Annotated in this window: 10 protein-coding genes; 8 read left to right on the top strand and 2 right to left on the bottom strand. The window is 72.4% G+C overall.

The annotated features are described in order from the left end of the window. Positions 1-9 precede the first annotated feature (9 nt). Genes hrpB through QSK05_RS24980 form a run of 3 tightly spaced genes read left to right on the top strand, consistent with a single transcriptional unit; the run spans position 10 to position 5,447 of the window. Positions 10-2,577 (top strand): ATP-dependent helicase HrpB, encoded by a 2,568-nt coding sequence (hrpB, locus tag QSK05_RS24990; protein WP_285599755.1) that lies wholly within the window; start codon positions 10-12, stop codon positions 2,575-2,577. 42 nt (positions 2,578-2,619) lie between these two features. Then, positions 2,620-4,701: a HelD family protein gene (locus QSK05_RS24985; RefSeq protein WP_285599754.1), complete on the top strand. Its 2,082-nt coding sequence runs from the start codon at positions 2,620-2,622 to the stop codon at positions 4,699-4,701. Continuing rightward, a complete protein-coding gene (locus QSK05_RS24980) occupies positions 4,698-5,447 on the top strand; it encodes a GNAT family N-acetyltransferase (RefSeq protein ID WP_285599753.1) in 750 nt (249 codons plus the stop codon). Before QSK05_RS24985 ends, QSK05_RS24980 begins: the two co-directional genes overlap by 4 nt. On the opposite strand, the gene QSK05_RS24975 is transcribed toward QSK05_RS24980, so the two are convergent. Further along, positions 5,444-6,127, bottom strand: coding sequence for a TetR/AcrR family transcriptional regulator (locus QSK05_RS24975; protein ID WP_285599752.1), 684 nt, complete (start codon positions 6,125-6,127; stop codon positions 5,444-5,446). The two genes, QSK05_RS24980 and QSK05_RS24975, sit on opposite strands and share 4 nt — an antisense overlap. A 95-nt stretch (positions 6,128-6,222) precedes the next feature. On the opposite strand from QSK05_RS24975, the gene QSK05_RS24970 reads away from it, so the two are divergent. Further along, on the top strand, positions 6,223-7,650 hold the full coding sequence (locus QSK05_RS24970; protein ID WP_285599751.1) for an MFS transporter: 1,428 nt from the start codon (positions 6,223-6,225) through the stop codon (positions 7,648-7,650). Positions 7,651-7,806: 156 nt separating this feature from the next. Continuing rightward, on the top strand, positions 7,807-9,711 hold the full coding sequence (gene ggt / locus QSK05_RS24965; RefSeq protein ID WP_285599750.1) for a gamma-glutamyltransferase: 1,905 nt from the start codon (positions 7,807-7,809) through the stop codon (positions 9,709-9,711). A gap of 9 nt (positions 9,712-9,720) precedes the next feature. Here ggt and QSK05_RS24960 read toward each other — a convergent pair whose 3' ends face one another. Then, entirely contained in the window at positions 9,721-10,098 is a 378-nt protein-coding gene (locus tag QSK05_RS24960; protein WP_285599749.1) for an ArsR/SmtB family transcription factor, read from the bottom strand. A gap of 99 nt (positions 10,099-10,197) precedes the next feature. Between QSK05_RS24960 and QSK05_RS24955 the strand changes: the two genes are divergently transcribed. The 3 genes from QSK05_RS24955 to QSK05_RS24945 all read left to right on the top strand — a co-directional run bounded on the left by QSK05_RS24955 (position 10,198) and on the right by QSK05_RS24945 (position 14,328). Then, positions 10,198-11,442, top strand: coding sequence for an MFS transporter (locus QSK05_RS24955; RefSeq protein WP_285599748.1), 1,245 nt, complete (start codon positions 10,198-10,200; stop codon positions 11,440-11,442). Between the two features lie 87 nt (positions 11,443-11,529). Continuing rightward, positions 11,530-13,581 (top strand): CoA-binding protein, encoded by a 2,052-nt coding sequence (locus tag QSK05_RS24950; protein WP_285599747.1) that lies wholly within the window; start codon positions 11,530-11,532, stop codon positions 13,579-13,581. An 81-nt stretch (positions 13,582-13,662) separates the two neighbouring features. Continuing rightward, on the top strand, positions 13,663-14,328 hold the full coding sequence (locus QSK05_RS24945) for a TetR/AcrR family transcriptional regulator (RefSeq protein WP_285599746.1): 666 nt from the start codon (positions 13,663-13,665) through the stop codon (positions 14,326-14,328). Positions 14,329-14,421: the final 93 nt, after the last annotated feature.

Here is a 14,421-nt window from a genome sequence, read left to right as displayed (position 1 = left end):
CCCGCGTCCGTGACACTCCTGGCCACCGCCGAGCGGGCGCTCGGGAACCCGCTGCCGATCAGCTCGACGATCCCCACGCTGCTGGCCGCCCTGACCGGATCGGGTGCGGGTGTGCTCGTCTCGCCGCCCGGTACCGGTAAGACGACGCTCGTGCCGCTCGCCCTGGCCGACTCGGTCGAAGGGCGGGTCGTGGTCGCGGAGCCGCGACGGGTCGCGGCCCGGGCCGCCGCGCGGCGGATGGCGTGGCTGCTGGGTGAGGAGGTCGGCGAATCGGTCGGGTACTCCGTGCGGGGTGACCGGCGGGTGAGCCGGCGCACCCGGGTCGAGGTGGTCACGACCGGTCTGCTGGTGCGGCGGCTGCTCGCCGACGCCGAACTGCCCGGCACCGGCGTGGTCCTGCTCGACGAGTGCCACGAACGGCATCTGGACACCGATCTGGCGCTGGCGTTCACGGCCGAGGTGCGCTCGGCGCTGCGCCCCGACCTGTGGCTGCTGGCTGCCTCCGCGACCGCCGACAGCGACCGGATGGCAGCACTTCTCGGGGATGCCCCGGTGATCGGGGCGGATGCCCCGCTGTTCTCCGTCGATCCGGTCTGGTGCCCGCCGACGGGCCCGGTCGACCCGCCCCACGGGCTGCGGGTGGATCCGCGGTTGCTCGACCACGTGGCGGTGGTCGTGCGGCGGGCGCTGGGTGAGACCACCGGTGACGTGCTGGTGTTCCTGCCCGGGGCCGGCGAGATCGAGGGGGTGGCGCGGCGGCTCTCCTCGGTCGGGTCGGTCGGGTCGGCCGGGTCGGCCGGGTCGCTCGGGTCGGCCGGGTCGCTCGGGGCCGAGGTGCTGCGCCTGCACGGTCGTCTGAGCGGGCGCGACCAGGACGCGGTGCTCACCGGTGGTCGCGGCCGGCGGCGCGTGGTGCTCTCGACCTCGGTGGCCGAGAGCAGCCTGACCGTGCCCGGCGTGCGGTGCGTGGTGGACGCGGGCCTGGCCCGGGTGCCGCGCACCGACCTGTCGCGCGGGCTGAGCGGGCTGGCCACCGTGCGGGTGTCCCGCTCGTCGGCGCACCAGCGGGCGGGCCGGGCCGGGCGCGAGGCCCCGGGCGTGGTGTACCGCTGCTGGTCGCAGGCCGAGCACGACCGACTGCCCGCGCATCCCGTGCCCGAGGTGGACGTGGCCGACCTGACCGGGTTCGCGTTGTCGCTCGCGGTCTGGGGCTCGCCCGACCCGGCCACGCTGCCCCTGCCGTCGCAGCCCCCGGCCTCGGCGATGGCCGTCGCCCGGCAGACCCTGCAGGCGCTGGGGGCGGTCTCCGACGACGGCCGGGTGACCACCCGGGGTGCCCGGCTGACCGCGGCCGGGGTGCATCCGCGGCTGGCGAGGGCCTTGCTCGACGGGGCCGCGCTGGTGGGTGCGCGGCGTTCGTCCGAGATCGTGGCCCTGCTCGCCGACGACTCACTGGGTGGGGGCACGGACGATCTCGCGGCGGCCTGGCGGCGGCTGCGCACCGCCGGTAGGGGCGATCCGCTGGCCGCGCGCTGGCGGGACGAGGTGCGACGGCTGCGGTCGGCGATCCCCGACAGCCTTGTCCGTGATCCTGCCGACGCTCCCCGCGACGACCTGGCCGCCGGGCTCGTCACCGGGCTGGCCTTTCCCGAGCGCATTGCCCGGCTGCGCCGCACGGGCGGCTACCTGATGTCCGGGGGCACCGGGGCCGAGCTCTCCCCCGGTTCCGGACTCACCGGCATCTCCTGGCTCGCGGTCGCCGTGGCGCAGCGCCAGGCCGGGGCGCAGGCCGCCCGGGTGCGCCTGGCGGCGGCGATCGACGAGACCACGGCGCTCGAGGCCGGGGGCGAGATGCTGCGAACAGTGGACGAGGTGGTCTGGTCGGGCGGTGACGTCGTCGCCCGGCAGCGCGACCGGCTCGGGGCGATCGTGCTCAGCGAACGTCCGCTGAAGAACCCGGCGACGCCCCTGGTGCAGGAGGCGCTGCGCGCGGGGATGGAGAAGGAGGGTCTGGGGCTGCTGCGGTGGACCCCCGCCGCCCTTCGTCTGCGGGCGCGGCTGGCCCTGCTGCACCGGGCCCTCGACTGGCCCGACGTGTCCGACGCGGCCCTGCTGGAGCGCGCGCAGGAATGGCTCCTCACCGCCCGCAAGCGCTCCGACCTGCAGCGCGTCGACCTGGTCCAGGCCCTGCGCAACCTGCTCGACCATCGGGAGAGGGCCCAACTCGACGAACTGGCACCCGAGCGCATCGTCGTCCCCAGTTCCTCGAGCATCGCCCTCGCCTACTCCGACGACCTGACCGACCCCGCCGACCCGGTGCTCGCGGTGAAACTGCAGGAGGTGTTCGGCTGGGCGGCCGCACCGCGGATCGCCGGTGGCCGGGTGCCCGTCGTGCTGCACCTGCTCTCCCCGGCGGGCCGGGCGCTGGCCGTCACCGGCGACCTGGAATCGTTCTGGCAGAACGCTTATCCGTCGGTGCGGTCGGAGATGCGGGGCCGGTACCCGAAGCACCCGTGGCCCGACGACCCGGCGCGCGCCGTGCCCACGAAGAGAACGAAGCATCCGGTCCGACGGTAATTCGTTCGACCTGCTGGAAAAGGGCGAGTAAGGTGCCCCCTCGTGTCTGCCGCCCTTGATGATGTCCTCGGTTCGGAGCAGGACTACCTGGCCCGGGCCCGCGCCGACCTCGAAATGATGCGTCAGCAGGTGCTTTCGCTGGACGTTCAGGGTGGGAACGAGGTGTCGGCCCAGTACCTGAGCGCCGCCCTGTACCACCGTGCGCAGGCTCTGCGGGATGACCCGGGCACCACGTTGTTCTTCGGCCGCACCGACCACGACAACGGCAACCGCTGGTACGTCGGGCGCCGGCACGTCGCCGACCCGAAGGGCGACCCGGTCGTCATCGACTGGCGGGCCGAGGTGGCCAAGGCCTTCTACCAGGCCAGCCGCAACGACCGGATGAGTGTGCAGAAACGCCGCCGGTTCGGCATCGAGCAGGGCACCATCACCGCGTACGAGGACGAGGTGCTCACCGACACCGCCTCCGAGGGGGAGCCGGAGAAGAAGAGCCAGATCCTGGCGCACGAGATCGAGCGCCCACGCGCCGGGCCGATGCGCGACATCGTCGCGACAATCCAGCCCGAGCAGGACGTCATCGTGCGGGCCGACATCGACACCTCGGTCTGCATCCAGGGGGCGCCCGGCACCGGGAAGACCGCGGTCGGCCTGCACCGCGCGGCCTGGCTGCTCTACGCCTTCCGCGACCGTCTGGCCCGCTCGGGCGTGCTCGTGGTCGGTCCCAACGAGTCGTTCCTGGAGCACGTCAACGCGGTGCTGCCGAGCCTGGGCGAGGCGCAGGTGCGGCACGCCACGGTCGAGCAACTGGTGGTGACGTCGCCGGGCGGGGCCGAGGTCCTGCTCACCGTGAAGGGGTCCGACACCCCGGCGGTGACCGGCCTGAAGGGCGATGCCCGGATGGCCGAGGTGCTGCGCCGCGCGGTCTGGGCCGGGGTCACGAAGCCGGTCGACGCTCTCGTCCTTCCTCGCGGCGCCCGCAAGTACCGCGTGCCCGGCTATCAGATCGCCGAGATCGTCGAGGAGCTGAAGAACCGCGGGGTGCGCTACGCGGCGGCCAAGGACATGCTGCCGCAGCGTATTTCGCACGCCGTGCTGCTGATGATGGAAGAGGCCGGCGACTCGCCCGACGACCGGGTGCAGGACGCGGTGGCCCGCAGTCGCGAGGTGAAGAAGTACGCCGACACGGTCTGGCCCGCGGTCGACCCGAAGAAGCTGCTGTTCTCACTGCTCTCCGACCCACAGGTGCTGGCCCGGCACGCCGAGGGCATTCTCACAGACGCCGAGCAGAAATTGCTGATCTGGGAAAAGCCTTCGCGCACGGTTGGTTCAGCGAAGTGGAGCCAGGCCGACGCGGTCCTGATCGACGAGATGACCGACCTCACCCGGCGTTCGCCCAGCATGGGTCACGTGGTGCTGGACGAGGCCCAGGACCTCTCCCCGATGCAGCTGCGCGCGGTCGGGCGGCGGTGCTCGACCGGCTCGATGACCGTGCTGGGCGACATCGCGCAGGGCACCACCCCCTGGGCCACCCCGTCGTGGGAGGTCACGCTGGAGCACCTGGGCCAGGTCGGCGCCGTGATCGACGAACTGGACCGGGGTTTCCGCGTACCCGACGCCGTGATCCGTTACGCGGCCCGGCTGCTGCCCTCGATCGCCCCCGGCCTGAACGCCCCGACCTCGGTGCGTGACTCGCCGGGCAGCCTGCGGATCCTCCCGGCGCAGGACGAGGGGGAACGGTGGACGCTCGTGGAGACGTCCGTGCGGGAGGCCCTGGCCGAGCTGGGGTCGATCGGGCTGATCGTGCCGGACTCGCAGGTGCTCGCGGTCGCCGCGCAGCTGCGGGACGCCGGGATCGAGCATTCCGTGCTCGGGCCGCACGGAGCCGAGCTGGACGGCGCCTGTGATGCCCCCGACCCCCTGAGCCTGCGGGTCAGCGTGGTGCCCGCCACCACCGCCAAGGGCCTGGAGTACGACTGGGTGATCGTGCTGGAGCCCACGACGATCGCCGCCGAGGAACCGGACGAGCGCACCGGGCTGCGGCGGCTCTACGTGGTGCTGACCCGGGCCGTCACCGGGCTCACGGTGGTGCACTCCGAACCGCTGCCGGAGGTCTTGGCCCGGTGATCGACGCCGCGGTCGAGGGTTTCGCCTGGGCGATGGTCGAACTGTGCTCGAACACACCCGGCGGGGCCCTCGAGCGGCACGGCGACGCGACCGTTCTGGTGTCCGGCGCGGCCACCTCGTCCCTGAACTACGTCATGGTGATGACGCCCGACCCGGACCCGGCCGACGTGGCGAGCGCTGCCGCCGCGATGCCGGCCTACGGCGTGCCGTGGGGCATGGAGTTCCGGTCCGAGCCCTCGAACGACATCATCCACCTGGCCGCCGGTCTCGGACTCGACCAGCACGCGCGTCCTCAGTTCATGACCTGCCGACCCGAGGATCTCGTCCGCCGCCGAACCTCTCTGACCTCCCCGACGGTCGAGACGGTCGAGACCGTCGGGCCGGAGCGCTGGGAGGAGTACACCGACGTCCTCACCCGGGGTTTCGGGGCTCCCGCCGGGATCTTCGGCGAGGTGATGAGCGGCCCCGTGCTCGGCCTGCCCGGGTTCCGCGGCTATCTGGCCCGCACCGCCGAGGGTGCGGTCGGCACCGCGCTGAGCACGCTGAAAGACGGCGCGCTCTGCGTGTTCAACGTCGCGGTGCGGCCGTCGGCGCGCGGGCGGGGCGTCGGCCGGGCGCTGACCGAAGCCGCTCTCTCGCAGGACTTCACCGTGGCCTGCCTGCAGAGCAGTACCGCCGGGCAACCGCTGTACGAGTCGATGGGCTTTCAGGCGGCCGAGCGCTGGCACACTCTCGAGCCTTCCTAGAGCTTCGCCTGCACCGCCCGGATCCCCTCGACCATGAGCTCCACGCCGAGGTTCAGGTAGTGGTCTTCCACCGACTTGCTGACCAGGATCGGCGCGCAGGCGACGATGTTCGGGTACCGCTCCGGCGCCAGGCTCTCCAGCACGATCCGCTTCTCCCGGGTGCGCCGGTGCACTTCCTCCTCCGACGCCTTCGGCGCGCGTTCGCCCGGCTCCATCGTCACCAGTACCACCATGTTGTGCAGCGCCTGGATGCCGATCTCGCCCATCCGCTGCTCGTCGAAACCGGCCTCGCGCAGTGCGGCGAAGAACATCTCGGCCAGGTCGAGCCCGGCCGTGCAGCCCATGAACCGCTTGTGCACCAGGTCGGCGACCTCGGGATGCTGTTGCAGCGACCGGAGGATCGCCCGGCAGACGTCGCGGATGCGCACGTGCCACGCGGGTAGCTCGCCGGCCGGGTAGACCGGGATCTCCACCTCGTCGAGCACCCGCTCGGCCAGGCCGTCGAGCAGCAGGTCCTTGTCCTTGAAGTGCCAGTAGAGGGCCATCGGGGTGACGCCGTGGTCGGTTGCCAAGCGCCGGATGGTGACCGCATCCAGCCCTTCGGAATCGGCCAGGACCAGCGCCGACGCGACGATGACGTCCCTGCTCAGGCGCTCTTTGACACTCCTCTTACCAGCCACGAGACCAACTGTACCCCGTACAGGGCGGGCTTGCGCGAGCACTCCTTTACGCTGTACATGTACGTCGTACAGTTCTCCTTTCGGAAGGTTTCGCCATGAGGCGTAGTCCCTGGTCGACACTGGCCGTGCTGGCGCTGGCCCAGTTCATGGTCGTGCTCGACGTCACGATCGTGAATGTCGCACTGCCCGACATGCAGACCGATCTCGGTTTCAGCACCGACAGCTTGCAGTGGGTGATCAGCGCCTACACCCTGGTTTTCGGCGGGTTCCTGTTGCTCGGCGGACGCGCCGGTGACCTGCTGGGCCGGCGTCGGCTGTTCGTCGCGGGCCTGGTCGTGTTCGGCCTGGCGTCGCTGGCCGGAGGTTTCGCGCAGTCCCCGAACATGCTGATCGCCCTCCGGGCAGTTCAGGGCCTGGGCGGCGCGATGCTCTCCCCCGGAGCCCTTTCCATTCTCACCGTCACCTTCGCGGCGGGGCGCGACCGCAACATCGCCCTCGGCATCTGGGGCGGTCTGGCCGGGCTGGGCGGAACGCTCGGTGTGGTGGCGGGCGGTTTCCTGGTGGACGACGCCAGCTGGCGCTGGGTCTTCTTCGTGAACGTGCCCGTGGCCGTCGCCCTCATCGTGATCACGCCGCTGATCGTGCGCGAGAGCCGGGTCCAGAACGCCTCGGGCGGGCGCACCTTCGACCTTCCCGGTGCCCTGCTCGCCACCACCGGCACCCTGGCCCTGACCTACGGCGTCATCCGCGCCGAACCGCTCGGCTGGAGCGACCCCGAGGTGTTCGGTTCCCTGATCGCGGCGGTCGTGCTGCTGGCCGGGTTCGTCGGGGCCGAGAGCCGTTCCACCGCCCCGCTGGTGCCGCTGCGGATGTTCCGCTCCCGCTCGCTCAGCCTGTCGTCGGTGCAGCTGGGCCTGAACGGCGCCGCGTTCCTGTCGATGTTCTTCCTGGCTGCCATCTTCCTGCAGCAGGTGCGGGGCCGCTCGGCCGTCGAGACCGGCGTGCAGTTCCTGCCCATGGGCCTCGCCGCGATCGTCGGGGCCACCCTGGCCTCCGCCCTCGTCACCCGGATCGGCACCCGGCCGGTGCACCTCGCAGGTGCGGTGATGAGCGTGGCCGGGCTCCTGCTTCTCACCACGGCGGGCGCCGACGGCAGCTACGCGGCCGAACTACTTCCCGGATTCACGCTCTTCGGCTTCGGGATCATGTGGGTCGGCGTGCCGGGGCAGATCTCGGCGGTGTCCGAGGTGGATCACAGCGACGCCGGCGCGGCCTCCGGGCTGGTGTCGGCCGGCTACCAGATCGGCGGGGTGCTCGGACTGGCCGTCGTGAACACCCTGTCCACGTCGCTGGCCAACAGCCGTCTGGCCGAGGGCGCCGATCCGCAGACCGCCCTGGTCGACGCCTTCCACCGGGGCATCCTGGTGGCGGCCGCGTTCGCCGCGGCCAACGCGGGACTGGCCCTCGTACAGAAACAGCGGGTGCCGGACGCGGAAGAACTCGCCGAGGCGGTACCGGTCTGAGGGCCGGTGGCGGGCGGCGCCGGATCGACAACGCCACCCGCCACCGTTAACCCCATGCTTCCGTGGCGTTACCGAAGGTTGCCGGGAGTGGTCCGGACCCGGATAGCATGCCGGCATTCCGCGTACCGCCACCGAGCCGCCTGCCAGGGAGAATCGATGTCGAGCCGGCCCCCGATCGTGTTCCCGACCAGCCTGACCAGTCCGACCAGTCTGACCGGCCCGACCGGGCCGGCCAGGACGAGAGTCCGCCGACGAGGCCTGGCCGCACTGGGCGCCCTCGTGGTCTGCGCGCCCCTGACCACTGTCGCCGTCGCCGCCGGCCCGGCCACCGCGTCCACCCGTGAGGCCCCCACCCCGAAACAGCCGAGCGCCAGCGGTTCCGGTGGCGCCGTCACCAGTGTCGACGCCGACGCCACGGCGATCGGGCTGGAGGTGCTGCGCCAGGGCGGCAACGCGGCCGACGCCGCCGTGGCCACCGCCGCGGCCCTGGGCGTCACCGAGCCCTACTCCTCGGGCGTCGGCGGGGGCGGGTTCCTCGTCTACTACGACGCGAAGAAGAAGCGGGTCAGCACGATCGACGGCCGCGAGAGCGCTCCGAAGACCTTCACCCCCACCACCCTCCAGAAGGCCGACGGCACCGCCCTCGACTTCGCGACCGTGGTGAGTTCCGGCCTTTCGGTAGGAGTTCCGGGTACCCCCGCGCTGTGGGAGAAGGCGTCGCAGAAGTTCGGCACCTGGAAGCTGAGCCAGACCCTCGCCCCGGCCCAGCGCCTGGCCGAGCAGGGCTTCGTGGTCGACCAGACGTTCCACGACCAGACCGCGGCCAATGCCGCACGTTTCGCGAAGTTCCCGGCCACCGCCCAGCTCTTCCTGCCCGGCGGCCAGGCCCCCGAGGTCGGCACCGTGTTCACCAACCCCGACCTGGCCAAGACCTACGCAGTGCTGCGCCGGCAGGGCGTGCGGGCCGTCTACCGCGGCGACATCGCCGACGCCGTGGTGGCCACCGCGAGCGCCCCGCCGACCACCGACGGTTCCACCGTGTACCCGGGCCAGATCACGACGCAAGACCTACGTTCCTACCGGGCCCTGGTGAAGCGGCCGGTGCAGAGCCGCTACGAAGACCTCACCGTGTACGGCATGCCCACCCCCTCGTCCGGTGGTATCGCGGTGGCCGAGGCCCTGAACCTGCTCGAGGAGTACCCGGGCGGGCCGCTGGGCAAGCTGTCGCAGACCCAGTACCTGCACCGCCTGGCCGAGGCCAGTGCCACGGCGTTCGCCGACCGCAACCGCTACGTCGGCGACCGGGTCGGCACGCCGACGGCGCAGCTGGTCTCGCAAGACTTCGCCGCCGAGCGGGCCTGCCAGCTGTTCGACCCGGAAAAGGCTGCGGCCCGGCCGATCCCGTTCGGCACGCCAGACGGCCGGTACGGCGACTGCACCACGACCACGGTGGCCCAGCCGGCCGCCCGCGACGACCACGGCACCACGCACCTCACCGTCGCCGACCGCTGGGGCAACGTCGCGGCGTACACCCTGACCATCGAGCAGACCGGGGGTTCCGGCATCACCGTGCCCGGCTACGGCTTCCTGCTGAACAACGAGCTCACCGACTTCAACTTCGTCCCCCTCAGCGCGGGCGTCCCCGACCCGAACCTGCCGGGTCCGGGCAAACGTCCCCGATCGTCGATGTCCCCCACGATCATGACGAAGAACGGTGAGCCCTATCTGGCCCTCGGCTCACCCGGCGGCGCCACGATCATCACCACGGTGCTCCAGGTCGCGCTCGGGAACCTGGACCGGAACCTGTCCCTGGTCGACGCGATCGCCGCGCCCCGCCTGTCGTCGCGCAACGGGGCCACGTCCGAGGCCGAACCGGGCATCACCGGCACCGCGCTGGGCGTGGGACTGACCACGCTGGGCCATCAGCTCAAGGCCAACCCTGAGATCGGCGCCGCCACCGGCATCCGGTTCCTCGGCGGAAAGCACCTGGTCGCGGCGGCCGAGCCCACCCGGCGCGGTGGTGGTGCGGCCGCTGTGGTCACGCCGTCCTCCGGTCACTGAAGACGCACATCACGCGTCGGCCGGGTCCACTTCCGTGGGCCCGGCCGTCGGGTTCCGGGCCGAGGGAGCAAGCACCGTCCGCCCCGGCAGCACGGCGTCCAGCAGTCCGGGCCAGCGCTCGTCCAGATCCGCCCGGCGCAGTGACAACTGGCGCTCGCGCCCACTCTGCACCGAACGCGTCACCCCGGCCTCGCGCAGCACCTTGAGATGGTGCGACCGGGTGGACTTCGGCATCTGCGGGCCGACCGACGCGCACACCAGGGGCATCTCCCCCTCGCGCCAGAGCGCGAGCTGCCCGACGATCTCCAGTCGCACCGGGTCGCTCAGGGCGAACAGCACCGCGGGAAGGCTGAGATCCGCGACCTCGGGATGCTCGTACGTGCTCATGCGCTCACCCTAAACCCGCCCGGCAGATAGTTCGACAATTTCGGAACCTAGGCCTAGGCTGCCACAGTTCCATTCTGTTCGAACCTTCTGGGGGCCCGGATGATCACGCAGTCCCGTCGGGCGGCCGGCTTCTGGCTCGTCGCGCTGACCTCGGTGGTATTCCTCGCGGCGGCCAGCGCGCCGTCACCGCTCTACGTCGTCTACCAGCAGCAGTGGCATTTCGGGGCGCCGATGCTGACGCTGGTGTTCGCGGTGTATGCCGTCGTGCTGCTCCTGACGCTGCTCGTGGTCGGCGGCCTGTCCGACTTCGTCGGCCGCCGACCGGTGATCGTCACGGCCGTCGCCCTGGAGATCGTCTCCCTGGTGGTCTTCCTGGTCGCGGACGGCGTGACCGAGCTGATCATCGGCCGGGCCCTGCAGGGACTGGCCACCGGCGTCGGGCTGGGCGCGCTCGGTGCCACGATCAGCGACCTGGCCCCGCCGGAACGACCGGCCCTGGCCTCCGGTCTCAACGTCGCCTCGCCCACCTTCGGCCTGGCCGCGGGTGCTCTGCTCTCCGGTGTGCTGGTGCAGTTCGCCCCACGACCGACGACGTTGGTGTTCGAGGTGCTCACCGTGCTCCTGGCCGTGCTGCTGGTGGCCTGCGCCGTGGTGCTGCCCCGCCTCACCGAGCCGCGGCCCGGTGCCCTGGCCAGCCTGCGCCCCACCGCATCCGTCCCGCGCGGCGCCCGGCGCGCGTTCCGCAACGCCGTTCCGGTCCTGGTCGCGACCTGGTCGATCGGAGGGCTGATCCTCTCGCTCGGCGGGTCGCTGGCCGTGGGCGTCTTCGGCGTGAACAACCACGTCATCGGCGGCATCGTGGTGACGGCCATGGCCGGCTCGGGCTCGGTCGCCGCCTTCGTGGTGCGCAGCCGGCCGGCCCGCACCACGATGCTGTGGGCCTCCCTGGTGCTCGCCGCCGGCATGGCCGTGGTGCTCGTGGCGGTCGACATCACCTCTCTCCCGCTGTTCTTCGTCGGACTGGTCGTCACCGGCCTGGGCTTCGGCGCGGGATTCGTCGGGGCCCTGGGTTCCGTGGCCCAGCTGGTCCTTCCGCACGAGCGCGCCGAGCTGCTGTCGGCCGTCTTCGTCCCGAGCTACGGCGCGTTCGGGGGCGCCGCGGTACTGGCCGGGCTGGCCGTGCCGCAGTTCGGGCTACGGCCCACGACCACGGTGTTCGGTCTCGTGGTGATCGCCATGGCTCTGCTCGCCGTGGGCGCCGAACTCCTGGCCCGGCGGGCCGAGCAGACCCAGCCCGCCGGGTGCCCCGAGGTCGCGCCGGCTCTCACCGCACCGGTGCGGTGACCCCTGGTTCCACCGTGATCACTGTGGATCACGGTAGATCGAGGGAAAACCACCCGAACGGCACCCGAACCGCGAATACTTGCCTGCGTGGTAACTGAGGCCGGGGAGCCGCGACCCTTCCCCTCGTCGCCCGGCCCGGATCTGCGACGCCTGCTGGCGCCCCGGTCGGTCGTGGTGGTCGGGGCCACCGACCGGGCCGGCTCCTACGCCGCCCAGACCCTGCTCAACCTGCGGCGTTCCGGATTCACCGGGCCCCTGGCGGGAGTGCACCCGCGGCAGGCGGACGTGCTCGGCGTCGCCTGCCGGCCCGACCTGTCGGGTGCACTCGACCTGATCGGCGCACCGGCCGACGCCGTCGTCGTGGCCACCACCGCCGCCACCGTGCCCGACTACCTGACCGAGGCCGGGCGGCTGGGCTGCGGTGGGGCGGTGGTCTTCGCCGGTGGGTTCGCCGAGGCCGGTGACCTGCCCGCCGAACAGCGTCTGGTCGCCGCGGCCGGCCGGTACGGGTTGCCGACGCTCGGCCCGGACACCGGGGGCCTGGTCAGCAGTCGCGCCCGGGCCTGCCTCTGGCGCGACCCGGTGACGCTGCCCGGCCCGGCCGAGCCCGACACCGGCATCGCGCTGATCACCGAGAGCAGCGCCGTCGGACGGCGGGCGCTGGCCCACCGCGGCGGCACCGGCCTGCACACCGTGGTCTCCCTGGGCAACGGCGCCGTCGTCGACGCCGCGCTCGCCCTGACGGTTCTGGCGACCACCGACGGGGTCCGGGCGATCGCGCTGTACCTGGAGCAGGTCCCGCCCGGCGCCCGTCTGGCCTCCGCCCTCGCCGTGTGCGCCGACGCCGGGGTGCGCCTCGCGGTGTTGCGCACGGGCCGCCGCACCGGTGACTCCGAGGTGCTCGACGCGCTGCTGCACGAGGCCGGGGCGGTGCCGTGCGCCGACGTGCACCAGCTGATCGAAACCACGCGGGCCCTGGCCCAGGGGCGACGATCACGAAAACCCGTTGCCGTCATCACCACCTGCACGAGCGATGCGGCACTGGCCGAGGACCTGGCCGCCGGCGCCGGGATCGAGCTGGCCGCGCTCCAGGCCACCACCCGGCTCAAGCTCCGCAGCCACCTCCCGAGAACGATGACGCCGTCCAACCCGCTGCACCACACCACCCAGCTGCACGCCGACACCCTGGACGCCGTCGCCGCCGCGGTGGCCGCGGATCCCGGTGTGGGCACGGTGGTCTACGTGCACGACGAACCGGACGTCCCACCACTGCGCCTCAACGGTGACATCGACGTGCTGGTCGTCGCCGCGATGCCCGGGCAGGAACCGGCCGGGGCGGTCTCCGGTCTGCCCGCCGCCCTGGCCGCCCTGGCCCAGCTGCGCCAACCACCGCCGGACGCAACCCGTCTCGACCGGATTGCCGCGTTCGCCCAGATCGCCGAGGTGGCCCGGACAGCGGCCCCCACCACCCCGGCCCGGACCCGCCCCGGGAGCCGCCATCCCTTCCCAGCCGAGCACAGCATGAAGGCCGTGCTCGACACCGCCGGGATCGATGTCCTCCGGCACGCCGTCGTGCCGGTCCCCCCGAGCGGTTCCGACCCCGCGGCCGTCGCCACGGCCGTGGCACTGGCCGCCGCCCAGATCGGCTTCCCGGTGACCCTGCGCCTGTCCTCCCCCGGCCCTGCGACCGACCCCGAGCCGACCGGCCTGACCAGCCTCACCAGCGGCGACCGGGTCAGCCGCCGGGTCGCCGGCCTGCTCCGCGAAGCGGATGCCCTGGACGCCGAAAGCCGTTGCGACGCGGCTCTCCTCATTGAGGCCCGGGCCCGCCCGGGCCTACCCCTGACGATGACCGCACATCGCCGGGGAGCGGTCCCCGCCCTCACCGTCGGCCTCGGCGGCCCCTGGGCCCAGGTGCCCGGCAGTACCCGTACCGTTCCGCTGCCCGCCGACCCGGAACGCGTCACCCGGGCCGCGGCGTCGCTGCCCGGTACCGCGACCGCCGACCTGGCCGCCGCCGGCCGGGCCGGGCACCGGCTCGGAGAATTGCTCGTGGAGGGCCATTTCGCCCATCTACGCATCACTCTCACCGATGGGACGGCCGTGAGCGCCCAGGCCCGGCAGTTGCCCCCACCCTGAGTGCCCACCACCGAGGATCAGACGGCCGGACCGCTGGCGCGTTTCGGGTCCTGTCCGGGCCGGTTGTGATTGCATGACGTAATGGTGGCGAGAACAACGACTTCGGACGCGATCTCGGTCAGCACCCTGGAAGTCTCGGTCCCGGCTCCCCGGACCGGGACATCACCGGCGCATCGGGCTAGCGCCCGTGACCGCATCGTCGAGGGCACGGCCGCGCTCCTCGCCCGACGTGGCCTGCAGGCCACGTCGCTCACCGAGATCCTCAGCGCCTCGAAGGCCGCCCGCGGATCGATGTACCACTCCTTCCCCCGCGGTAAGGAACAGGTGGTCTCCGAGGCGCTCGGCCTGGCCGGTCAGCGCACCCGGGAATGGCTCGACCGGTGGGACGGTGACGCCGCCGACGTGGTCACCGAGCGGTTCCTGCACAGCTGGCGGTTGCTGCTGTCCCGCTCCGACTGCACCACCGGCTGCGCCGTGCTCGCCGTGACCGTCGCCGCCGTGGATACGAAAACCCTTCTTGACGAGGCCGCTTCGGTGTTCCGGAGCTGGCGCACCCGACTGGCTCAGCTGCTCGAGCACGGTGGGCTGCCCGCCGACAGCGCTGCGGGCTTCGCCACCCTCCTCATCGCCGCCAGTGAGGGCGCCGTGGTCCTGGCCCGCGCCGAGCGCACCCTCGAGCCCTTCGACCTGACCGCCGAGCAGCTCCTCACCCAGGTGAGATCCTTGCTCGCCGCCGCCCGCGCCTGATCCGGCAGTACCGGGCGCCTCTCGCCCGTTCCGGCCAGAGGGAACCGGCACCGACCGGCAGCGGGTGGGTGCCGCACGGTGATCCGCGCGAAA

The sequence above is a fragment of the Kineosporia sp. NBRC 101731 genome, assembly GCF_030269305.1.
Taxonomy (GTDB): Bacteria; Actinomycetota; Actinomycetes; order Actinomycetales; family Kineosporiaceae; genus Kineosporia.
The sequence above is the reverse complement of the archived record's forward strand: the minus strand, read 5'-3'. Positions and strand labels throughout refer to the sequence as shown.

What these genes read in the sequence shown, in the direction of transcription:
- QSK05_RS24970 (WP_285599751.1), top strand. Translation starts at nt 6,223, where the DNA reads ATGAGGCGTAGTCCCTGGTCGACACTGGCCGTGCTGGCGCTGGCCCAG.
- ggt (WP_285599750.1), top strand. Translation starts at nt 7,807, where the DNA reads ATGTCGAGCCGGCCCCCGATCGTGTTCCCGACCAGCCTGACCAGTCCG.
- QSK05_RS24960 (WP_285599749.1), bottom strand. Translation starts at nt 10,098, where the DNA reads ATGAGCACGTACGAGCATCCCGAGGTCGCGGATCTCAGCCTTCCCGCG.
- QSK05_RS24955 (WP_285599748.1), top strand. Translation starts at nt 10,198, where the DNA reads ATGATCACGCAGTCCCGTCGGGCGGCCGGCTTCTGGCTCGTCGCGCTG.
- QSK05_RS24945 (WP_285599746.1), top strand. Translation starts at nt 13,663, where the DNA reads ATGGTGGCGAGAACAACGACTTCGGACGCGATCTCGGTCAGCACCCTG.